At 67.4% G+C, this 20,257-nt stretch carries 20 protein-coding genes and 1 pseudogene; 12 read left to right on the forward strand and 9 right to left on the reverse strand.

The window, feature by feature from the left end:
• Window positions 1–103: 103 nt before the first annotated feature.
• Both ACYAF3_RS26175 and ACYAF3_RS26180 read right to left on the reverse strand, forming a co-directional pair.
• Entirely contained in the window at window positions 104–1,036 is a 933-nt protein-coding gene (locus ACYAF3_RS26175; RefSeq protein ID WP_105579253.1) for a LysR family transcriptional regulator, read from the reverse strand.
• Window positions 1,037–1,072: 36 nt separating this feature from the next.
• On the reverse strand, window positions 1,073–2,209 hold the full coding sequence (locus tag ACYAF3_RS26180) for an SRPBCC family protein (RefSeq protein ID WP_016851676.1): 1,137 nt from the start codon (window positions 2,207–2,209) through the stop codon (window positions 1,073–1,075).
• Window positions 2,210–2,334: 125 nt separating this feature from the next.
• On the opposite strand from ACYAF3_RS26180, the gene bsrA reads away from it, so the two are divergent.
• The 4 genes from bsrA (at window position 2,335) to ACYAF3_RS26200 (ending at window position 5,614) form a co-directional block, all read left to right on the forward strand.
• A complete protein-coding gene (gene bsrA / locus ACYAF3_RS26185) occupies window positions 2,335–3,240 on the forward strand; it encodes a LysR family transcriptional regulator BsrA (protein ID WP_016561855.1) in 906 nt (301 codons plus the stop codon).
• A gap of 147 nt (window positions 3,241–3,387) precedes the next feature.
• Window positions 3,388–3,816, forward strand: coding sequence for a nuclear transport factor 2 family protein (locus ACYAF3_RS26190; protein ID WP_016851677.1), 429 nt, complete (start codon window positions 3,388–3,390; stop codon window positions 3,814–3,816).
• 332 nt (window positions 3,817–4,148) lie between these two features.
• A complete protein-coding gene (locus tag ACYAF3_RS26195; protein WP_003113628.1) occupies window positions 4,149–5,249 on the forward strand; it encodes an NAD(P)-dependent alcohol dehydrogenase in 1,101 nt (366 codons plus the stop codon).
• Window positions 5,250–5,374: 125 nt separating this feature from the next.
• Window positions 5,375–5,614 carry a DUF2790 domain-containing protein gene (locus tag ACYAF3_RS26200; RefSeq protein WP_016561852.1) on the forward strand — a complete coding sequence of 80 codons (240 nt, stop codon included), beginning with the start codon at window positions 5,375–5,377 and terminating at the stop codon, window positions 5,612–5,614.
• A 167-nt stretch (window positions 5,615–5,781) separates the two neighbouring features.
• Here ACYAF3_RS26200 and ada read toward each other — a convergent pair whose 3' ends face one another.
• Entirely contained in the window at window positions 5,782–6,858 is a 1,077-nt protein-coding gene (gene ada / locus ACYAF3_RS26205) for a bifunctional DNA-binding transcriptional regulator/O6-methylguanine-DNA methyltransferase Ada (RefSeq protein ID WP_003122790.1), read from the reverse strand.
• A gap of 191 nt (window positions 6,859–7,049) precedes the next feature.
• Between ada and ACYAF3_RS26210 the strand changes: the two genes are divergently transcribed.
• Window positions 7,050–8,030, forward strand: a complete 981-nt coding sequence (locus ACYAF3_RS26210; RefSeq protein WP_019395728.1) for a hypothetical protein — start codon at window positions 7,050–7,052, stop codon at window positions 8,028–8,030.
• Here the strand turns inward: ACYAF3_RS26210 and ACYAF3_RS26215 are convergent.
• On the reverse strand, window positions 8,015–8,812 hold the full coding sequence (locus ACYAF3_RS26215; protein ID WP_003113625.1) for a putative hydro-lyase: 798 nt from the start codon (window positions 8,810–8,812) through the stop codon (window positions 8,015–8,017). The genes ACYAF3_RS26210 and ACYAF3_RS26215 overlap by 16 nt on opposite strands.
• A gap of 106 nt (window positions 8,813–8,918) precedes the next feature.
• Complete coding sequence (locus tag ACYAF3_RS26220; protein WP_105579260.1) at window positions 8,919–9,872, reverse strand: LysR family transcriptional regulator; 954 nt, start codon at window positions 9,870–9,872, stop codon at window positions 8,919–8,921.
• A gap of 254 nt (window positions 9,873–10,126) precedes the next feature.
• On the opposite strand from ACYAF3_RS26220, the gene ACYAF3_RS26225 reads away from it, so the two are divergent.
• The 6 genes and pseudogenes from ACYAF3_RS26225 to ACYAF3_RS26250 all read left to right on the forward strand — a co-directional run bounded on the left by ACYAF3_RS26225 (window position 10,127) and on the right by ACYAF3_RS26250 (window position 15,379).
• Entirely contained in the window at window positions 10,127–11,398 is a 1,272-nt protein-coding gene (locus ACYAF3_RS26225) for an MFS transporter (RefSeq protein WP_003122793.1), read from the forward strand.
• A 24-nt stretch (window positions 11,399–11,422) separates the two neighbouring features.
• Window positions 11,423–12,411: pseudogene (locus ACYAF3_RS26230) on the forward strand (OprD family outer membrane porin).
• Between the two features lie 32 nt (window positions 12,412–12,443).
• Window positions 12,444–13,187: a 5-oxoprolinase subunit PxpA gene (locus ACYAF3_RS26235; RefSeq protein ID WP_003113623.1), complete on the forward strand. Its 744-nt coding sequence runs from the start codon at window positions 12,444–12,446 to the stop codon at window positions 13,185–13,187.
• Window positions 13,184–13,897, forward strand: a complete 714-nt coding sequence (locus ACYAF3_RS26240; protein ID WP_003113622.1) for a 5-oxoprolinase subunit B family protein — start codon at window positions 13,184–13,186, stop codon at window positions 13,895–13,897. The genes ACYAF3_RS26235 and ACYAF3_RS26240 overlap by 4 nt, the downstream gene beginning before the upstream one ends.
• Window positions 13,894–14,835 (forward strand): 5-oxoprolinase subunit C family protein, encoded by a 942-nt coding sequence (locus ACYAF3_RS26245; RefSeq protein ID WP_023094076.1) that lies wholly within the window; start codon window positions 13,894–13,896, stop codon window positions 14,833–14,835. Before ACYAF3_RS26240 ends, ACYAF3_RS26245 begins: the two co-directional genes overlap by 4 nt.
• Before the next feature lie 67 nt (window positions 14,836–14,902).
• On the forward strand, window positions 14,903–15,379 hold the full coding sequence (locus ACYAF3_RS26250) for a DUF4142 domain-containing protein (protein WP_003106158.1): 477 nt from the start codon (window positions 14,903–14,905) through the stop codon (window positions 15,377–15,379).
• 18 nt (window positions 15,380–15,397) lie between these two features.
• On the opposite strand, the gene ACYAF3_RS26255 is transcribed toward ACYAF3_RS26250, so the two are convergent.
• Window positions 15,398–17,170 carry a thiamine pyrophosphate-requiring protein gene (locus ACYAF3_RS26255; protein WP_010794132.1) on the reverse strand — a complete coding sequence of 591 codons (1,773 nt, stop codon included), beginning with the start codon at window positions 17,168–17,170 and terminating at the stop codon, window positions 15,398–15,400.
• A 170-nt stretch (window positions 17,171–17,340) separates the two neighbouring features.
• On the opposite strand from ACYAF3_RS26255, the gene ACYAF3_RS26260 reads away from it, so the two are divergent.
• Window positions 17,341–17,739 carry a four-helix bundle copper-binding protein gene (locus tag ACYAF3_RS26260; protein WP_003106156.1) on the forward strand — a complete coding sequence of 133 codons (399 nt, stop codon included), beginning with the start codon at window positions 17,341–17,343 and terminating at the stop codon, window positions 17,737–17,739.
• A gap of 91 nt (window positions 17,740–17,830) precedes the next feature.
• Here the strand turns inward: ACYAF3_RS26260 and ACYAF3_RS26265 are convergent, their stop codons facing one another.
• From ACYAF3_RS26265 to ACYAF3_RS26275, 3 genes are all read right to left on the reverse strand, one after another.
• On the reverse strand, window positions 17,831–18,565 hold the full coding sequence (locus ACYAF3_RS26265) for an alanyl-tRNA editing protein (protein WP_105579254.1): 735 nt from the start codon (window positions 18,563–18,565) through the stop codon (window positions 17,831–17,833).
• Window positions 18,562–19,257 carry a serine O-acetyltransferase gene (locus ACYAF3_RS26270; RefSeq protein ID WP_003120270.1) on the reverse strand — a complete coding sequence of 232 codons (696 nt, stop codon included), beginning with the start codon at window positions 19,255–19,257 and terminating at the stop codon, window positions 18,562–18,564. The genes ACYAF3_RS26265 and ACYAF3_RS26270 overlap by 4 nt, the downstream gene beginning before the upstream one ends.
• An 81-nt stretch (window positions 19,258–19,338) precedes the next feature.
• Entirely contained in the window at window positions 19,339–20,256 is a 918-nt protein-coding gene (locus ACYAF3_RS26275) for a PLP-dependent cysteine synthase family protein (protein ID WP_003106153.1), read from the reverse strand.
• Window position 20,257 lies beyond the last annotated feature (1 nt).

The following is a 20,257-nucleotide window of genomic DNA, read 5'->3' on the forward strand; positions in this document are numbered from 1 at the left end:
GGGTTCTCCCGTATCCAGATCGATTGACGGGAGCAACGCTATGCCCGGCGCGCCCTCGGCGACAGACAGCGGAAGGCGAACCGCTGGTTCGGTTTTTCCGAACTCAGCCCGGCGGCAACAGGCCACGCTCGACGAGCGCGCGGTCCCAGGGTGCCGGATCGCCGATTTCCTCTTCGAGGAACTGGCCGAGGACGAGGATCTTCCGGGGCGTCCGTTGGGTCTTGCGGTAGACCACGGAAACCTGCCCGCCGTCCGGCGGGTAGCCAGGCAGGACCGGCAGCAGCTCGCCGGCCAGCAAGGCATCGGCGGCCAGGAAGCTCGGCAGGATCGCCAGGCCGAGCCCGGCGCGCGCACCTTCGAGCAACTGGTGCCCGGAGTCGGTGCGCATCCTCACCCGGATGCGGAACGAGGCCGGTTCGCCGTCCACCGGCAGACAGAGCATGCCGCCGGGCTCGCGGTTGTAGTAGACCAGCCCGTCGTGCGCCTGTAATTCCTCGGGATGCTGCGGCACGCCATGCCGCGCCAGGTAGTCGGGACTGGCGCAGAGCAGGTGGCGGTTGGCGGTGATCGGCCGCGCCACCAGGCAGGAGTCGTCCAGCCGGCCCATGCGCAGGGCCATGTCGAAGCGCGGTTCCTGGAGGTTGACGAAACGATCGTCGGCCTGCACGTCCACCCGCAATTGCGGATGGCGCTCGGCGAAGCGCGCCAGCAGCGGCGCCAGGTAGCGCGGAGTGAAGGCCAGCGGCGCGGAGAGGCGCAACTGGCCGCGCAGGTCGTCATCGGCGTCGAGCACCGAGGCTTCCGCCTGCTCCAGCTCCTGTAGCAGGCGGCAGGCATGTTCGTAGTAGGTGCGACCGGGGTCGGTGAGGCTCAGCGGCCGGGTGCGGTTCAGCAGCACCCGGCCCAGGCGCCTCTCCAGTTGCTGGATACGCTGGCTGACTTGCGACTTGGTGGTGCCCAGGCGGCGGGCGGCCTCGGAGAAGCTATGGGCGTCGACCACGCTGACGAAGGTGGTCATTTCGGCAAACTTGTTCATCGGTGTCCTTCTGCGATCCGCCCCCGCGGACCCCGATCATACGCTTTCCGCCGCCGCTATCCGCGCCTCGGCGACCCGACGCAGGCGGTGCATGGACTCCTCCGACTCGCGTTCGATGCGACGGCGCAGCAGGAACAGGTTGGCCAGGCGCATCGACCAGCCGTCGAAGCGGTATTCCAGGGTGCGCACGAAGCGGGTGCCGGCCACGCTCGGCTGGCATTCGTAGCTCAGGCGCAGGTGCAGCCCCCGGTCGCCACGGGCGTTGGCGCGCCACAGGTGTCCCGGCTGGTACTCGACCACCGTCCAGGACAAGTGCCCGGCGCGGCCGCCGGCGTGGATGTCCTCCTCGAAGCGCGCGCCGGCCGGCAGCGGGCCAGCGGCGCCGTCGACCCGCAACGACGAGGGATGCCATTCCGGCCAGAGCCCCGGGCTGGCGGCATAGGCGAGGGTCGCCTCGGGCTCGCGGGCGATCTCGATTCGGTGCTGCATGCGGGTCATGGCGTGCTCCTCGGCGGTTTCCGCTTCCCAGTGGAGGGTACCGTAGCACCAGTCCATCAACGGGAAGACCAGGTTGAAGTTGTGCGTCTGCATCAGCTCGCGACGGTGATGCAGTTCGTGCAGGCGGCGCATGTGGCGGATCCACGGCAGACGGCTGAGCGGATGCTCCGGCGGCAGGTGTTCGCAGGCGTGGAAGATCTCGTAGCTGAGGTAGCCCAGCAGCAGGGTCGCGGCGAACAGCGCGGCGAGGTTGTCGTTCAGCAGGCCGAGCAGGCTCCAGGCGAGCAGCGCGCCGAGGCTGAAGACCACCACCAGCCAGGCCGGGAACAGGATCACCCGCCAGTCTCGTGCCTGTTCGTAGCGCATCTGGCCGGCGACGAAGAAGCTGTGGTGGTCGCCGGTATGGCGCTTGTAGAACATCCGCCCCAGCGGGTGCTTGTGGTGGCCGAGGGACTTGTGGATGCGGTACTCGCCCCAGTTGAAGAACACCAGCGCGGCCGGCACCGTCAGCCATTCCAGCAGGCTCGGCTGCTCGAGCCGGGAGAGGAAGAAGACGATCCAGGCGCCGCCGTAGGCGAGGACGAAGCCGGCGTGCAGCCAGGGGTTGTAGCCGGGCCGGATGGCCGCGCGGTACTGCTGGCGAAAGGGTTGGGGATCGAAGGACATGGTCGGCATCTCGCGTGTGATTGTTATTGGCTGGGCCGCGAACCGGGCCGATCCGCCGGGGCGGAAGGGCTTGCATTCGAGTGTAGCGATGCCAGTCTTATCAGGGTAATGGATAAATAGAATGAGGATTATTCATGAAGCTGAACTTGCAGCAGCTCGACCTCAACCTGCTTCTGGTCTTCGATGCCCTGATGCGCGAACGCAACCTGTCGCGCGCGGCGATCCGCCTGCATCGCAGCCAGCCGGCGGTGAGCAACGCCCTCGCCCGCCTGCGCGAACAGCTCGACCAGCCGCTGTTCCGGCGCACCGCCAAGGGCCTGGAACCCACCGCCGCCGCCCTCGCCCTGTACGTGCCGGTGCGCCAGGCCCTGCATCTGCTGCAGGCCGGCCTTGGCTCCCAGGAAACCTTCGATCCGCACACTGCGCGGACCTTTCGCCTGACGATGAACGACTATGCCCAGTTGCGCCTGCTGCCGGGCCTGGTGACCCGCCTGAAGACCCTGGCCCCGCGGGTGACGCTGGAGGTACGTCCCGACGAAGGCGCCTCGATCCCGGCGCAACTGGCCAGCGGCGAACTCGACCTGGCGATCGACTACCTGTACTTCGACGAGCCCGAGCTGGCCTACCGGCCGGTCGGCGAGGAACGCCTGGTGGTGATCGCCCGGCAGGGCCATCCGGCCTTCCGCGGCGGCCTCGACCGCGCGGCCTACGAGGCCGCGCAGCACGTCTCGATCCTGCCGCGGGTCGGGCGCGGCAGTCCGCTGGAGATCGTCCTCGGCTCGGCCAGGGTACAGCGCCAGGTGCAATTGCTGGTGCCTCACTACCTGACCATCCCGGCCATCGTCGCCAGCACCGAGCTGCTCGGCACCGTGCCACGCCGCCTGGCCGAGCGCTTCGCCAGCAGCCATGGTTTGCAACTGGCGGACGTCCCCTTCGAGATGGCCCCGGTGCAGGTCAACCTGATCTGGCATCGCCAGCAGGAAGCGACGCCCGGCCTGCAATGGCTGCGCGAGCAGATCGTGCAGATCGAACAGGGCTGAGTCATAGGTTGCGCGCGAGGATCAGTCTTCCGTCACTTTCGATCATTGAGCGAGGCCTTTCCCGCAACCTATGGTGAGGCTCCGCCCCGCAACCGGCCCCAGGCCGCCCCGGGGATACAGTCCAGCACCCGCCAGAGGAGCCACCGTATGACCAGCCTGCCGCTCGAAGCCAACGCCGCCGCCACCCTCGCCGAATGGCACGGGCTGATCGCCCGCCGCGACCTCTCCGGGTTGCCGCGCCTGCTGCACCCCGACGCCGTGTTCCGCTCGCCGATGGCGCACAAGCCGTATGCCGGCGCACCGGTGGTCTCGATGATCCTGAATACCGTGCTCACGGTCTTCGAGGATTTCGCCTATCACCGCCAGTTGGCCAGCGCCGACGGCCGCAGCGTGGTGCTGGAATTCAGCGCACGGGTCGGCGAACGCGAACTGAAAGGCATCGACATGATCCGCTTCGACGACGACGGCCGGATCGTCGACTTCGAAGTGATGGTCCGTCCCATGAGCGGCCTCCAGGCCCTCGGCGAGGAGATGGGCCGGCGCCTGGCCTCCTATCTGGCCACGAGCAAGGCCTGAGGCGATAGCCTTTGGGCCAAGGCCCGACGCTGCCTTTGCCAAGAGCGCAGCGTCGGCCCGCCGCGGCGAACTCCCGACATGGGTGCAACGCCCCCGCCCTCCCGCGTTCAGCGTCGACCCAAGCCACAGCGAAGGGGCTTGGCTAGTTCCGCAGCGAACCGGGCGAGGACATTTCCCAGCAAAAACGCCAGGTCGGTACTTCGCGAACCCGCGTCCATCGCGGCCATGACCCATATCAAGGACATCGGACGGCAATTCCGCCACTGTCCTGGCATCCGTCCGTTCTTTCCTGCCCCGTGCCGCCCCAGGGCCTCCACCCGTGAGGATGCTCCATGAGCAAGATGATGAAAGCCGCCGTATTCATCCAGCCCGGCCGTATCGAGCTGGTCGACAAGCCGATTCCCGACGTGGGGCCGAACGATGCATTGGTGCGCATCACCACCACCACGCTCTGCGGCACCGACGTGCACATCCTCAAGGGCGAGTATCCGGTCGCGCCCGGCCTGACGGTGGGCCACGAGCCGGTCGGGATCATCGAAAAGCTCGGCAGCGCGGTGGTCGGCTACCGCGAAGGCCAACGCGTGATCGCCGGTGCCATCTGCCCCAACTTCAACTCCTATGCCGCCCAGGACGGCGTACCGTCGCAGGACGGCAGCTACCTGGTGGAATCCGGCCGTTGCGCCTGCCATGGCTACAAGGCGACCGCCGGTTGGCGCTTCGGCAACCTGATCGACGGCACCCAGGCCGAGTATGTGCTGGTTCCCGACGCTCAGGCCAACCTTGCCCCCATACCCGATGGTCTCAGCGACGAACAGGTGCTGATGTGTCCGGACATCATGTCCACGGGCTTCAAGGGCGCGGAGAACGCCAACATCCGCATCGGCGATAGCGTGGCGATCTTCGCCCAGGGTCCCATAGGCCTGTGCGCCACCGCCGGCGCCCGGCTGCTGGGCGCCAGCACGATCATCGCCATCGACGGCAACGCCCATCGCCTCGATATCGCCCGTGGAATGGGCGCCGACGTCACGCTGAACTTCAGGGAGTGCGACGTGATCGAGGAAATTCTCAAACTCACCGGCGGGCGCGGCGTGGATGCTTCGATCGAGGCACTCGGTACGCAATCGACCTTCGAGACCGCCCTGAGGGTGCTCAAGCCCGGCGGCACCCTTTCCAGCCTCGGGGTCTATTCGGAAGACCTGACGATTCCGTTGTCGGCCTTCGCCGCCGGCCTCGGCGACCACCGGATCAATACCGCGCTGTGCCCCGGCGGCAAGGAGCGCATGCGCCGACTGCTCAATATCGTGGCTTCGGGCCGGGTCAACCTCGGGCCTTTGGTCAGCCACGAATACCGCCTCGACGACATCGTCGCCGCTTACGACCTGTTCGCCAACCAGCGTGACAACGTACTGAAGGTGGCGATCAAGCCGCACTGAGACCGTCATCCTATACTGCTGGACGGAGGTGGCGAACCCGTCGCGAACGACGAAGCGGGTTCCACCCATGGCGTCGGCGGCGCCCTTGCGCCGTCGCTTCGCGGGGGAATGGAGAGAAACCGTCCATGAACCGAGCCAGGCTCTACCTCTGCTGCGTCACGCTGCTGGCGCCGGTCATCGCCGGCGCGGCGACTGCCGACTACGTCTACGGCATGCCGCTGGACGTGGCCAGGGTGCTGAGCGTCGACGAGGCGCCCAGCGATACCTGCCAGGTGGTGCGCGCCACCCTGGTATACCTGGACTCCCACGGCGAGCGCCAGGTGTTGCACTACCTGAAGCAGGCGCGTGCGTGCAGCGACGAATGAAACCACGATAGGAAAGGACGAACGGTCAGGGTTGTCGTTTCATTTCACGAAATTTTCACCCCTGACATGGATACTGGAACCAGCTGAAGGACCAGCGCCCCATTGCATAGAGCCCACCATCGAGTGGGCTTTTTGCATTCCGGGCCGCGTATCGCCTGGCCTTGGGTTCAATCCCGCTCTTCCCTGCGCAGCAGTTCGCGCTTGCGCTCCACGCCCCAGCGGTAGCCGGAAATGTCGCCGTCGCGACGTACCACCCGGTGGCAGGGAATCGCCACCGCGATCCGGTTCGCCGCGCAGGCCTGGGCCACCGCACGCACCGCTCGCGGCGCGCCGATCCGTTCGGCGATCTGCGCATAGCTCGCCGTGCTGCCCGGCGGTATTTCCCGCAGTGCCTGCCAGACCCGTTCCTGGAACGCCGTACCGCGTACGTCCAGCGGCAGGTCCAGTCCCAGTTGAGGCGACTCGACGAAGCCCACCACCTGCGCCACCAGCCGTTCGAAGTCGGCGTCGCCGCCGAGTAGCTGGGCGCGCGGGAACTGGTCCTGCAACTCGCGCAGCAATGGCTCCGGCTCCTCGCCGAGGAGGATCGCGCAGATGCCGCGCTGGCTCTGCGCCACCAGGATCGCGCCCAGCGAGCATTGGCCGATGGCGAAACGGATCGCCGCGCCGGCGCCGCCATCGCGGTAATCGCGCGGGCGCATGCCGAGGCGTTGCGACGAGGACTCGTAGAAGCGGCTGTTGGAGTTGAAACCGGAGTCGTAGATCGCCTCGGTCACCGATGCGGACGCCTGGCCCAGGCGCTCGCGCAGGCGCCGGGCACGATAGGCCGAGGCATAGGCCTTGGGCGTCAGGCCGGTTTCGGCCTTGAACAGACGATGGAAGTGGAACGGACTCATGCCCAGTCGGGCGGCCAGCGCCTCCAGTGCCGGCGGCGTCTCCGCCGTCTCGATCATCCGGCAGGCCTGCGCCACCCGCTCGGCGCGCTGCTCCGCCGCCAGGCTGCGGTCGCCGGCGGCGCGCCGGCTGGGCCGATAGCCGGCGGCCTCGGCGGCCTCGGCAGTGGCGAAGAACTCGACGTTCTCGCGCCTGGGCCGACGCGCCGAGGAACTCGGGCGGCAATAGACCCCGGTGGTCTTCACCGCATAGACGAACGCCCCGTCCGCCGCCGCGTCGCGCGCCAGCACGGCGGCCCAGCGCTGTTCGTCGGTGTGGTAGGCGTTGCAAGGATCGAGCTGCTGGCTCATGGCGTTTCCCCTGTGGGAGCGGATGATGCCCGCAGACTAATTCGCCATTCAAGCGCAAGAACTCCGGTTCTTGCGCTTGAATTCGAGCAAGGCCATGTGCCCGGCTTCGGCAGGTGCGGAAGGCCGTCGGCTTGCCTACCCATCGCCACGCGCCATAATGGCCCGCTCGAACCGGCGGAAGGATTGGGAACATGGCGTTCAAACGGATAGCACTGGCCTACTGCGTGCAACTGGATCGGGTGATCTCCATCGCCAGCGCCCGCCGCGAATACTTCTCCCAGGCCGAGCCGCGCAAACGCTTCGATTTCCTCTGCTCCAGCGAAGGGTGCCGGGCACAGGGGATCAAGGTATCGGCGAGCAACTACGACAAGCTGCCGCAGGACACCCGCAAGGCCGCGCACTTCAGCAAGTTCCCGCACTCCACCCACCTGCCGAACTGCGAGTGGTTCGTCGAGGACGACGAGGACGCTCTGCGCCCGGGCGAGTCCGCCGAGGAGGCCGGCCAGCGGCGCATCCGCGACAAGCTGGATGCCTACGTCGAGGAGTTCGACCCGGCCATTGCCGAGGAGGCCGCGCCGCCGCAAGCGGACCCGGACACCGAGGAACACCCGCCGGCCTCCGCCGCAGTGCGCACCGACGCTCCCGCCGCGCCTCGGCAGAGAACGCAACGGCCACGGCGCACCCGCGATTTCGAACTGCTCGTCGACACCTTCCGCCAGGCCCGCGCCGAGCTGCCGGCGGAAGAGTTCAAGCAACTGGACATCCGCATCAGCGGCCTCGGCCGGATACCGCTGCGCGCCTATTTCCAGCACATCGGCTATGCCACCCCGGGCAGCGCCGGCAAGGTATTCTACGGCGGCGCCGACCTGGTCCGGCGCTACGGTGCGCCGAGCCGGCCGCAGGGCTTCCGCTTCAAGTTCCGCGACCGCATCGACGGCAAGCCGGTATTCCTCTACGTCGCTCCGGAAACCTTGCAGGGCTATCCGCATCGGCGCTACCTCGAAGACATCCTCGGTTGCGCCGAAACGGTGCGCTACTTCACCCTCTACGCCCTCGGGCGGCTCATCGAAGCGCCGAGCGGCAAGAGCTACAGCCTGGAGCCGGATGCCCTGCGCCACCTGGCGATCATCCCCGGTCCGGCGAAGGACGACGCCTCTCAGAGCTCGTCGTAGAGTCGGTCGCTGACCAGCATGTGCCCCGGCGCGTGACTGATGTACAGCTCCGGCTGAACCTCGGCGAGCACCGCCTGGGGCGTGACCCCGCAGGCCCAGAAAAGCGGGATCTCGTCCGCCGCGAGCGGCACCGGGTCGCCGTAGTCGGGCCGCGCCAGATCGCGGATGCCGATCAGCGCCGGATCGCCCAGGTGCAGCGGTGCGCCATGGGTCATAGGGAAGCGGCTGGTGACCTGGATCGCCCGGATCGCCTCGGCGGCCTTCAACGGCCGCATCGATACCACCGTGGGCCCGGCCAGGCGACCGCTCGGCCGGGTAGCGATGGAGCTGCGGTACATCGTCACGTTGCGCCCCAGCTCGAGGTGGCGCAGGCCGATGCCGGCGTCGAGCAACGCCTGTTCGAAGGAGAACGAGCAGCCGATGGCGAAGGCGACGAAATCCGCCTCCCAGAAGGTGCCGATGTCGCTCACCTCGACGGGCTCCTGACCGCGTCGATGCACCCTGTAGCGCGGCAGGTCGCTGCGCACGTCGATATCCGCGCCGAGCCTGGCGAAGTGCGGCGAGCCGGGTTCGCTGACGTCGAGCAGCGGGCAGGCCCGGGGGTTCAGGGCACAGAAGCGAAGGAACTCGTCGGCCCAGGATTTCTGCAGGATCACCAGGTTGGCCTGCAAGTGGCGCTGGCCGAGGCCGCTGGTATGGCCGGTGTAGTCGCCGCGGCGGATCAGTTGGCGCAGGACCGGCGGCGGCAGTTGCGCGAGTTCGTGGAAGGTCGGTTCGGGCATGGCGGCTCCGTGCGCTGGCGGACGTCGTTGTTGGCAGGTTTGTAGAAGCGGACGGCGGTCAGCGTCCAACGAGATTTTTCCGCCAGGGGCGATCGGAAAATCCGAATCAGCGCGAACGCAGCCGCCCCACTCCTTTCTTCAGCGGCGCCAGGAGCATGCACTCCGGGCCAACGTTGGCCGCGTAGTCGGCCAGCACCGCCTTGCTCAGCTCCACCACTTCGTCCGCCAGTTCCAGGCCGGTGCCGCCGCGCCAGGACACCACCACCGGCAGGTTCGGCGGCGGCGGGCCGAGGCGCAGCAGGGTCAGTTCGCCGCGTTCCAGTTCCTGGCTGACCAGCGCCGGCGGCAAAGCGCCGACGCCGAAGCCGTCGCGCAGCAGGCGGGTCATCGCCGCCACCGAGTTCACGCAGTTCAGGCGCGGCGCCGCGACGCCGTTGGCGTGCAGCAGGCCGAGTACGTCCTGGTGCGGCCGCGAGTGCTTGGAGAAGGTCACCACCCGCTCCCGCGCCAGGTCCGCCAGCGAGGCGTAGTCGCGGTGGTAGATCGAGCCGGTGGAAACGATCCAGCGCAGCGGATAGCTGCCCAGTTCGAGGTTCAGCACCGACTCGTGGCGCAGCGAGTCGGTCTGGAAGATCAGGTCCAGGTAGCCCTTCTGCAACTGCTCGGAGAGGTTGCGCGCGGTGTCCGCCATCAGCTCGATCTCCACCGCCGGGAAGGTTTCCGTGACCCTGGCCACCAACGGGCTCAGCCAGGTGTGGATGACCGTGTCCATGGCGCCGATACGAATCCGTCCCTGGGTGCTGGCGCCGGTGTCGAGCGACTGCTTCAGCGCGTGCATGGTGTCCATCATCCGCTCGGCGTAGGCCAGTACCTTGTCGCCTTCCGGGGTCAGGGTCACGCCGCGCGAGTCGCGGACGAACAGTTTCACGCCGAGTTCGTCCTCCAGCACGGCGATCCGGCTGGAAATGGAAGCCTGGGTGCTGAACAGCTTCTCCGCGGTGAGGCGGAAGCTCTTCAGGCGCGCGACCCAGACGAAGGTCTCGAGGAATTTCAGGTTCATGTGGCGGGTACCGACGGGCAAGGGACACAAGGTGGCGGGAGCGAGCAGCTTCCATGCCAGCGCCCACCTTCCGGCGGCACATGATCGACGCATGACGGCCTGCTCCGCCATCGAAATTTCTTATCCCCGGCGGCCGCATAAATTAGTTGGACGCTCGCTGGCCAGCCTCGAAGAATGCGACCACCGGGTGCGACGGCGCCCACCGAATCTTCATAACACCAATAACGACGATCGGTGCCCCCATGGAAAAACACATGACCCTCGACGCCGGCCCGGACGCTTCCCGGGACGGTCATTTCGGCTGGTATCGCGCCCTCGACAAGCAGGAACGCCGGGCCTTCTGGAGCTGCAAGATCGGCTACGGCCTGGACGGCATGGACACCCAGATGCTCAGCTTCGTGATCCCTACCCTGATCGCCCTGTGGGGGATCGGCACCGGCGAAGCCGGCTTCATCCACACCATGACCCTGCTCGCCTCCGCCGCCGGCGGCTGGATCGCCGGGATCCTCTCCGACCGCATCGGCCGGGTGCTGACCCTGCAACTGACGGTGCTCTGGTTCGCCTTCTTCACCTTCCTCTGCGGCCTCGCGCAGAACTACGAGCAGTTGCTGGTCGCACGGACCCTGATGGGCTTCGGCTTCGGTGGCGAATGGACCGCCGGCGCGGTACTCATCGGCGAAGTGATCAAGGCCCGCGACCGCGGCAAGGCGGTCGGCCTGGTGCAGTCCGGCTGGGCCATCGGCTGGGGCCTCACCGCCATCCTCTACTCGCTGATGTTCAGCCTGCTGCCGCCGGAAGAGGCCTGGCGCGCGCTGTTCATGCTCGGCCTGTTGCCGGCGCTGTTCGTCCTGGTGGTACGCCGGCTGGTCAAGGAACCGGCGATCTACCGCGAGGCCAGGCAACGCAACCAGGGCGCCGACAAGGTCAGCTTCTACGAGATCTTCGCCCCCGGGATGCTCAGCATCACCCTGCGCGCCTCGCTGCTGACCACCGGCGCGCTCGGCGGCTACTACGCCATCACCGCCTGGCTGCCGACCTTCCTCAAGACCGAACGCGGGCTGACCGTGCTCGGCACCAGCGGCTACCTGGCGATGGTGATCCTCGGCTCCTACGTCGGCTACGTGGTCAGTGCCTTCCTCACCGACCTGATCGGGCGCAAGAAGAACTTCGTCCTGTTCGCCGTCGGCTCCTTCACCGTGGTCCTGCTCTACACCCAGTTGCCGGTGAGCAACGGCGCCATGCTCTGGCTCGGCTTCCCGCTCGGCTTCTTCGCCTCGGGCATCTTCAGCGGCATGGGCTCGTTCCTCACCGAACTGTTCCCAACCCGCATCCGCGGCTCCGGCCAGGGCTTCTGCTACAACGCCGGGCGCGCCATCGCCGCGCTGTTCCCGATGCTGATCGGCATGCTCGGCCAGAAGCTCTCGCTGGGCCTGGGGATCGGCGCCTTCGCCGCGGTCTCCTACGGCGTGGTGATCCTCGCCGCCCTCAGCCTGCCGGAAACCCGCGGCAAGCAGCTGGAACTCTGAGCCGTCGACCGAGGAAATCCCAGCATGCATCCCACTCCCCGCCTGGCTGCCGCGCTGCTCGCCGGCAGCGGGCTGGGCTGGCCGCTGCTCGCCCAGGCCGACCTGGTCGAGGACAGCCACGCCAGCCTCGAACTGCGCAACTTCTACTTCAATCGCGACTTCCGCCAGAGCGGCGCGCGCGACAACGCCGACGAATGGGCGCAGGGCTTCCTCCTGCGCCTGGAGTCCGGCTTCAGCGAAGGCACCGTCGGCTTCGGCGTCGACGCCATCGGCCTGCTCGGCTTCAAGCTCGACTCCGGCAGCGGCAGCGGAGGAACCGGGCTGCTGCCGGCCGACGGCTCCGCCGGCGGCTCCCAGGATGACTACGCCAAGCTCGGCCTGACCGCCAAGGCGCGGGTCTCCAACAGCCTGCTCAAGGTCGGCGCGCTGCACTTCAAGAGCCCGCTGGTCTCGGCCAACGACACCCGCCTGCTGCCGGAACTGTTCCGTGGCGCGCTGCTCGACGTGCAGGAGATCGACGGCCTGACCCTGCGCGGCGCGCACCTGGACCGCAACAAGCTGAACAGCTCCAGCGACTACCAGGTGTTCAGCGCCAACCGCATCGGCGGGCGCAGCGATGCCTTCGACTTCGCCGGCGGCGACTATCGCCTGACCCCGGCGCTGACCGCCAGCCTGCACCAGGGTCGGCTCAGGGACATCTACCGGCAGACCTCGGCGACTTCGGCAACGTCGACGAGCGTTCCTGGCAACTGCGCTACGACTACGATTTCGGCGCGCTCGGCCTGCCCGGCCTGAGCTTCATGAGCCGCTACGTCTCCGGCGACAACGTCGCCCGCGGCGCGGCCAACGACGGCAAGGAATGGGAACGCAACACCGACCTCGGCTACGTGGTGCAGAGCGGGCCGCTGAAGAACCTCGGGGTGAAATGGCGCAACGCCACGGTGCGTTCGAATTTCGCCAACGACCTCGACGAAAATCGCCTGATCCTCAGCTACAGCCTGACGCTGTGGTGAGGTCCGGCGAGCAATGACCTGAAGGAACCTGCATGAACAACCTGTTGTTGAACTGCGATATCGGCGAGAGCTTCGGTGCCTGGCGCATGGGCCTGGACGCCGAGGTGATGCCGCTGATCGATTGCGCCAACATCGCCTGCGGCTTCCACGCCGGCGATCCCGGCACCATGCGCCGCACCGTGGCCCTGGCGGTGGAGCATGGCGTGCGCATCGGCGCGCACCCCGGCTACCCCGACCTGGTCGGCTTCGGCCGGCGCTCGCTGGCCTGCTCGGCGCAGGAAGTGGAAGACCTGCTGCTCTACCAGATCGGCGCCCTCGACGGACTCTGCCGCGCCCAGGGCACGCGGGTACGCTACGTCAAGCCGCATGGCGCGCTGTACCAGGACATGATGCGCGACCCGGCGATCCTCGCCGCCGTGCTCCGCGCACTGGCGGCCTACGACCGCACCCTGCCGCTGATGCTGATGAGCACCCGCGACAACACCGCGGCGCGCGCGCTGGGCGAGGCCCACGGCATCGAGCTGTGGTTCGAGGCGTTCGCCGACCGCGCCTACGACGGCGCCGGCTACCTGGTCTCGCGCAGCCAGCCCGGCGCGGTACACCACGACGCCGAGACGGTGCTCGCCCAGGCCCTCCTGCTGGCCCGTGGCGCGGCGCTGCGAGCCAGCGACGGCAGCGCCCTGGCGCTGGAGGCGCAGACCCTCTGCGTACACGGCGACAACCCCGCCTCGCTGGCTGCGGTGCGGCGCATCCGCGACGCCCTGGAGGCGGCATGAGCCAACCGCAACCGCGCATCGAGGTGGCCGCCATCGACAGCTTCGTCCTGCGCCTGTTCGAGCGCATCGACGAAGCCAACATGCCCTGGCTGCTGGCGGCGGAGGAAAACCTGCGGGCGGCGTTCGGCGCCGCCCTGCTCGACCTGGTGCCGTCCTACACCACCCTGCTCCTGCAATACGACCTGCTCCAGCTCGACCCTGGCGAGGCCCGCGCGCGGATCGCCGCGGCGCTGTCCGACTTGCGCCCGAAACGCCAGGACGGCGGCCGTCTGCACATCCTGCCGACCTGGTACGACCCGCGGGTCGGCCCCGACCTGGCCCCCCTGGCGCGGCGCAAGCAGCTCGGCGTCGCCGAGCTGATCCGCCGCCACAGCCAGCGCGAGTACCGGGTCTTCGCCCTCGGTTTCAGCCCCGGCTTCGCCTTCATGGGGCTGGTCGAGGAAGCCCTGGCGGCACCCCGTCTGGCGACTCCCCGGCAACGCATCGCCGCCGGCAGCGTCGGCATCGCCGAGCGCCAGACGGCGGTCTATCCGCAGGCCTCGCCAGGCGGCTGGAACCTGCTCGGGCGCTGCCCGGTGCGCCTGTTCGACCTCACCCTGGACGGCTACAGCCTGCTGCGCGCCGGCGACCGGGTGCGTTTCGAACCCATCGGACACGCCGAATTCGTCCGCCTCGGCGGCGACGACACGCCCCTGGAGGTCCAGGCATGAACGACTCCATCCACGGCGGACTGCGGGTGTGCCAGAGCACCCCGCTGGTCCAGTTGCAGGATCGCGGCCGCTTCGGCTGCCGCCATCTCGGCGTGACCCAGGGCGGCGCCCTCGACTGGCTGTCCATGGGCTGGGCCAACTGGCTGCTGGGCAATCCCCTGGACGCCGCGGTGATCGAGATCGCCCTCGGCGGTTTCGTCGCCGAATGCCGTGCCGACGGCTGGTTGGCCCTGGCCGGCGGCGATCTCGGCGCGACCCTCGATGGCCAGCCGCTGCCGGCCTGGGGCGCGTTCGCCGTGCGCGACGGCCAGCGCCTGGCCTTCGCCCACCCGCGCCAGGGCGCCCGCGCCTACCTGGCGGCGCCCGGCGGCTTCGCCGGCGAGCGCCAGTTGGGCAGCCTGGCCACGGTGGCCCGCGAAGGCCTGGGCGGCCCCCGCGCCGACGGCAAGGCCCTGGCCGCAGGCGACAGCCTCGGCTGGCTGGCCGATGGCGCGCGACCGCGCGCGCTGCCCCTGCCCAGCGAACGGATCATGGACTGCACCGGCGAAGCGCGCCTGGAGCTGATCCTCGGCGCGCAGATCGGCGACTTCCCGGCCATGAGCCTGTTCGATGCGTTCAACGGCGACTGGCAGGTGGATACCCGCGCCGACCGCATGGGCGTACGTCTGCTCGGCCCGCGCCTGGAATGCCGGCAGCAGTCGATGATTTCCGAAGGCATCGCCCTCGGCGCGGTGCAGGTGCCGCCGGACGGTCAGCCGATCGTCCTGCTCAACGACCGCCAGACCATCGGCGGCTACCCCCGTCTCGGCGCCCTCGCCCCGCTGGCGCTGGCGCGCCTGGCGCAATGCCTGCCAGGCCAGCGGGTGCGGCTGCTGCCGACGGTGCAGGAGGCGGCGCACCGCGAGCATCGACGCCTGCTGGCGGCCTGGGACGCATAGGCGGTTTTTTTGAACGGCGCCGTATGGCGAGCGTCCACCGCACACTCGTCCCGTCCGGAGGTTCGCCATGCCCAGTCGCCTGTCACTGATCGCCGCCCTGCTGTTGCCCCTGGCCGTCCAGGCCGAACCCGCTGATACCCGCGCCCTGCTCGCCGACAGCCTGGCCGACAGCCAGGCCCAGGTGGAGGCAGCCGAGCAAGCCATGCGCCGTTCCGAAAACAAGGCGGTGCAGCTCTATGCCAAGCGCGTACTCACCGAACAGCAGGAGTTCGACCATCAGTTGCGCGCCCTGGCCGGGGAAAAGGCCTTGGCGCTGCCCTCGCCGCGCCAGACCGAACGGCAGGCCGCGGCTCCCGGCGGCTTCGACGAGCGCGGTTTCCTCGACGCGCAGATTCGCCAGCAGGACCGTCTGGTCGCACGCTTCGAGGGTATCGCCCGGGACTCCGCCGATCCCGACCTGCGCCGCTTCGCCGACGAATGGCTGGCGCGCTTCTACCACCACCGCGAACTGGCCGACCAGTTGCGTAGCGGCCGCGCCGACTGAGCGCCGCGACCGCCTTGCTCAGTGCCGCGCGAGGACCTGCCGGGCGCTCTGGCGAATCACCCCCCAGCGCTTGGGATCGTCCTGCAGCATGGCGCCAAGCAGGTGCTTGGCCTGCTCGAAACTGATGTGCGGCGGCAGCGGCGGCACGTTCGGGTCGGTGACCACCTCCAGCAGCACCGGGCGGTCGGCGGCGAAGGCCTCGGCCCAGGCGGCGTCGATGTCCTCCGGGCGATCCACGCGGATGCCCTTGAAGCCGAGCATGTCCGCATAACGCGCGTAGGGGAAATCGATCACTTCCTGCGCCGGGCTGAACTCCGGGTCGCCGGCCAGGGCACGCTGCTCCCAGGTCACCTGGTTGAGATCGCCGTTGTTCAGCACCAGCACGATGAAGGTCGGCGAGTCCCAGCGCTGCCAGTACTGCTGCACGGTGACCAGTTCGGCGTTGCCGTTCATCTGCATGGCGCCGTCGCCGACCATCGCTACCACCGGCCGCTGCGGATAGGCGAGCTTGGCGGCGATGGCGTAGGGCACGCCGCTGCCCATGGTCGCCAGCTTGCCCGACAGCGAGCCGAGCATGCCCGGGCGCATGCGGATGTCGCGGGCGTACCAGTTGGTATGCGAGCCGCTGTCGCCGCAGAGAATCGCATCGTCCGGCAGTTGCTCCGACAAGGAACGGAATACCCGCTGCGGGTTGATCGGGTCGGCGGGCTCTTCGGCCTGGCGCCGGGCTTCCTCGCGACTGGCCGTCACCGCCCGCTCGACCCGGCGCCGCCAGGCGCCGTGCTTTTTCTGCTCGAGCAGCGGCAGCAGGCGCTCCAGGGTTTCCCCTGCATCGCCGAGCAAGGCCTGGTCGATCGGATAGCGGATACCGATGTTGCGCGGATACAGGTCGATCTGCACCGCCCGCGCCTGGCCGGCCTTGGGTAGGAACTCGCTGTAGGGGAAAGTGCTGCCGACGATCAGCAGGGTGTCGCAATGCGACATCAGCATGCTGCTGGCGCGGGTGCCGAGCAGGCCGATGGAGCCGGTCACGTACGGCAGGTCGTCGGAAACCGCCGCCTTGCCCAGGAGCGCCTTGGCCACTCCGGCGGCCAGGCGCTCGGCGACCGCTTCCAGTTGCCGGTGCGCGCCCAGGGCCCCGGCACCGGCGAGGATCGCCACGCGCCGGCCGCGATTGAGGATCGCCGCGGCGGCTTCCAGGTCGGCGTCGCGCGCGTAGGGTCGCGGCTGGACGAAGCCCACCGCCGACATCACGTGGCCGTGCTCGTGGGGCTGGCGCTTCGGGGCCGCCATCTGTTGCACGTCGTTGGGCACGATCACCGTCGCCACCTGCCGCTCGCCGACCGCCACGCGCAGGGCTCGGTCCAGCACATGGAGCAGTTGTGCCGGGCTGACCACGGTCTCGACATAGGCGGAAACGTCCTTGAACAAGCTCTGCAGATCGACTTCCTGCTGGTAGTCGCTGCCCAACGCGGTAGCCGCCTGCTGGCCGACGATGGCCAGCACCGGCTGATGATCCATGCGCGCGTCGTAGAGCCCGTTCAGCAGGTGGATCGCGCCCGGCCCCGAGGTGGCCAGGCACACCCCGACCTCTCCGGTGAACTTGGCGTGGGCGCCGGCCATGAAGGCCGCCATCTCCTCGTGGCGCACGCGGATATAGTCGAATGCCTCGGCGCGCCGGCCCATGGCGCCCATGATCCCGTTGATGCCATCGCCGGGGTAGCCGAAGACGCGCTTCACCCCCCACTGGCTCAAGCGTTCGAGCAATTGATCGGCAACCGTGCTGGACATTCTCGCCTCCTGGTCGTGTCTGGGGTCGTACCAGTGAGGACTGGCGCCGCGGGCGAGGGTTCAAGGCAATCGAGCGGCGGTGCCGACGGCGAAATCGACTGAACTGTCGGCATCGTCGACCGGCCCAAGGAACAGGGCCCGCATGGGCGCAATCGCCAGGAGGTGCCGCCATGACCCGCGCCATCAACGATCCCGGAAACGAAGACCCCGGCTCCCTGCTGGAAACCGACGCCGACGCCCTGCTCGGCGGTGCCGCCGTCCAGGCGCCGGAAGAGCGCTGCCGGCTCGCGTCCCAGGACTGCATCCGCGCGTGCGAGCGCTACCTGGCGCTCTGCACCGAGTCCAGCAGGGAACAACGCCAGCACGCCGGCGACTGCGCCGACCTCTGCCGCCTCGCCGCCCTGCTGCTGGAGCGCCGCAGCCCATGGGCGCCGGCCGCCTGCGAGCTGGCGGCGCGCTATGCCCTGGCATGCGCGGAGCGTTGCGATGGCGACGAGCCGCTGGAGCGCGAATGTGCGGGTGCCTGCCGGCGCTTCGTCGAGGCCTGTCGGCCGTTGTTGCCGGCCTGAGGCCCTCTGGCATTGCATGGAGCTGCCGGGCGTGGCGAGGGTGACCTGTGGCGTAGAATGGGAAACCGACGGCCATGTCGACGGTAGTCGCTCAACTCAGTACCAGTACCACCCTACGGGTGCGCGCTGATTTCTTCTCCATCTTGGAAACGCGCACCACCCCAACTTCTTCGGTATTCGCCACATGGGTTCCACCGCAAGGCTGCAGGTCGGTGTCTTTAATACTCACCAACCGAACCTGCCCGGCGCCCATCGGAGGTTGGACACTCATGGTGCGCACCAGATCTGGCCTAGCCCGCAGTGCATCGTCGCTCATGGTGTCGATCGAAACCGGATGTGCTGCCTCGACCATTGCCGCCAAGGCGCTATCAATGGCCTCGCGGGACAGCGGTTCACTCGTCACGAAGTCCAGGCGCGCATGCTCATCAGTGATGCTGCACCCATTGACCGGATAGGGCAGGACAGCACAGAGCATGTGCGCTGCGGTATGCAGTCGCATGTGCCGGTAACGACGCACCCAATCGATCTGCGCAAGAACCACCTCGCCAGGCTTCATTGCTCGGAGAACGGTTGCCTGGCCTTCAGCTGGGATATGCAGGATGGCATCCCTGCCAGCACCTGCTTCTGTCCCCTTGCGTGTATCGGCGATCCGGAGCCGCGTGCCATCAGCCAGCGTCAGCCAACCACTGTCTCCAGCCTGGCCACCCCCCTGGGGATAGAAAACGGTCTGGTCGAGCAGCAGGCCATCTTCAACGAGATCGGTGATTCTCGCCAAACACTCTTCCCGGTAGGAGTCCTGGAGAAAAAGGGAGGCGGTCTGCGTCATGATGCCTCCATTGGTTGAATTTGGGTCTGCGTGGCTGCCGGCTGTAGTTGCTGAACAATGTGGGGGCCTCGGATGACCTGTAGTTCAGAACGCAGGGTTACGACTGAACCGACAGGGATGTCGTCCTTGATGACACAATGCGGACCGACAAACACATCGTCGCCGATAGCGATGTCACCCAGTACACGCGTGAAGGCCCCGATTTGGACGCGGCTCCCTATGGTGGGGTGACGCTTACCGGCGGGATTAGCCGATATGCCAGTTGCCCCCAATACCACACCTCCGAGGATGTAACAGTCATCACCGATTACCGCTGTCTCGCCAATGACCGTGCCATGCCCATGGTCCAGGATGAATCGACTGCCAATCTTGCATCTTGGGTGGATTTCCGCGCCCGACAGGAGCTTTCCCCGAGAGGAGACCAGGAGCGCGGTAGCCTCCAACGCTCTCTCAGGATCGCCTTCAGATGTGCTTCGCAGACACAGCATGTGGGAAAGCCGGTAGTGCAGCACTGCCTTGAACGAGCTGTAGCCAAACGCAATGTCGGATGTCCGTCCCTGTGCGGCTGGATCCTTGCTGGCGAATGCCTGCAGGTCTTCCTCGCACCAACGTCTGGCTTCTTCGAACATCGAATGAGCGACTATCCGCTCCACCAGTTGGGGTGAGCAGCACTCCATCAATGCCGCGCGCATCAGATTACCTACCAGTTTGTCCATCGCATGCGACCTCATTTCGACCATGCAAGCGTTATCGCCGTGCTCTGCTCTACAACTTCATCGAAAAGCGTCCATGTATGACTCGACGCCATCGTAGATCATCGTCAGTACACGAGCGCCTGACGGCATGGCAGATGCCATGTTCAGCACCGCGACCAGGTTGGCTGCGGAGGACAACCCCATGCTCACAGAGTCGTTTTGCAGGACTTCCCGGATCATCGACAAGCAGGCAGATTTCGACACCCCGACCATGCCAGTAACAATGCCGAGGTTGCAGACTTCCGGCACGATACCAATGGAAAGTCCCTGAATCTCATGCGGTGCGTGCCTATCGTCGAGCAAGTCGCACTGCTCTGGCTGCACGCCATAGATGGCCATATCCGGCCAGTGGTTCCTCAGCACCTCTCCAACACCCGTGATATGTCCACCAGTTCCAATGCCAGCGAAGAAGAAGTCCGGGGGTGGCTGGCCTGCAAAGTCCCTCAGGATTTCCAGGGCTGTAGCTTCGCGATGGGCTTGCGGGTTGGCTGGATTGCGCTGCTGGTTGAGCATGACGAACTCCGGATGTTCCAGCAGTATCTGGATTGCCAGCTCGCCATGCGAGTTGTTCCCTTTTCTGCTATCCGACAGCACGACGTGAGCGCCATACAGCTCGAGCAATTGTCTCTTGTCAGGGCTGTAGTTGTCGGGAACCACCAGGGTCACGCGGTACCCCAGGATGTTCCCCGCCATTGCCAGTCCAATCCCCGTATTTCCCCCGCTCGGCTCGAGAATGGTCTGCCCTTTCCCGCGCACCAGGATTCCTTTGCGTTCGGCATCCAGAATCATCCAGAGCGCGATACGCGCCTTATGACTTCCTCCTGGATTGAAGGATTCCAGCTTGGTGAATACGCTCACCCCCAGGCGAGCAGACAATTTGCTCAGCCGTATCACCGGCGTCCCGCCAATTAAATCGAGTAGCGAATCGTAGATCATG

The organism is Pseudomonas sp. TZ252 (assembly GCF_056110345.1).

Bases quoted from the DNA above. Each gene is read 5' to 3' on its own strand.
- ACYAF3_RS26210 (WP_019395728.1), top strand. From the start codon at position 7,050: ATGGCGTTCAAACGGATAGCACTGGCCTACTGCGTGCAACTGGATCGG.
- bsrA (WP_016561855.1), top strand. From the start codon at position 2,335: ATGAAGCTGAACTTGCAGCAGCTCGACCTCAACCTGCTTCTGGTCTTC.
- ACYAF3_RS26270 (WP_003120270.1), bottom strand. From the start codon at position 19,257: ATGCGCGCGGCATTGATGGAGTGCTGCTCACCCCAACTGGTGGAGCGG.
- ACYAF3_RS26195 (WP_003113628.1), top strand. From the start codon at position 4,149: ATGAGCAAGATGATGAAAGCCGCCGTATTCATCCAGCCCGGCCGTATC.
- ACYAF3_RS26245 (WP_023094076.1), top strand. From the start codon at position 13,894: ATGAACGACTCCATCCACGGCGGACTGCGGGTGTGCCAGAGCACCCCG.
- ACYAF3_RS26255 (WP_010794132.1), bottom strand. From the start codon at position 17,170: ATGTCCAGCACGGTTGCCGATCAATTGCTCGAACGCTTGAGCCAGTGG.
- ACYAF3_RS26190 (WP_016851677.1), top strand. From the start codon at position 3,388: ATGACCAGCCTGCCGCTCGAAGCCAACGCCGCCGCCACCCTCGCCGAA.
- ACYAF3_RS26220 (WP_105579260.1), bottom strand. From the start codon at position 9,872: ATGAACCTGAAATTCCTCGAGACCTTCGTCTGGGTCGCGCGCCTGAAG.
- ada (WP_003122790.1), bottom strand. From the start codon at position 6,858: ATGAGCCAGCAGCTCGATCCTTGCAACGCCTACCACACCGACGAACAG.
- ACYAF3_RS26180 (WP_016851676.1), bottom strand. From the start codon at position 2,209: ATGCCGACCATGTCCTTCGATCCCCAACCCTTTCGCCAGCAGTACCGC.
- ACYAF3_RS26250 (WP_003106158.1), top strand. From the start codon at position 14,903: ATGCCCAGTCGCCTGTCACTGATCGCCGCCCTGCTGTTGCCCCTGGCC.
- ACYAF3_RS26175 (WP_105579253.1), bottom strand. From the start codon at position 1,036: ATGAACAAGTTTGCCGAAATGACCACCTTCGTCAGCGTGGTCGACGCC.
- ACYAF3_RS26240 (WP_003113622.1), top strand. From the start codon at position 13,184: ATGAGCCAACCGCAACCGCGCATCGAGGTGGCCGCCATCGACAGCTTC.
- ACYAF3_RS26235 (WP_003113623.1), top strand. From the start codon at position 12,444: ATGAACAACCTGTTGTTGAACTGCGATATCGGCGAGAGCTTCGGTGCC.
- ACYAF3_RS26215 (WP_003113625.1), bottom strand. From the start codon at position 8,812: ATGCCCGAACCGACCTTCCACGAACTCGCGCAACTGCCGCCGCCGGTC.
- ACYAF3_RS26275 (WP_003106153.1), bottom strand. From the start codon at position 20,256: ATGATCTACGATTCGCTACTCGATTTAATTGGCGGGACGCCGGTGATA.
- ACYAF3_RS26225 (WP_003122793.1), top strand. From the start codon at position 10,127: ATGACCCTCGACGCCGGCCCGGACGCTTCCCGGGACGGTCATTTCGGC.
- ACYAF3_RS26265 (WP_105579254.1), bottom strand. From the start codon at position 18,565: ATGACGCAGACCGCCTCCCTTTTTCTCCAGGACTCCTACCGGGAAGAG.
- ACYAF3_RS26260 (WP_003106156.1), top strand. From the start codon at position 17,341: ATGACCCGCGCCATCAACGATCCCGGAAACGAAGACCCCGGCTCCCTG.
- ACYAF3_RS26200 (WP_016561852.1), top strand. From the start codon at position 5,375: ATGAACCGAGCCAGGCTCTACCTCTGCTGCGTCACGCTGCTGGCGCCG.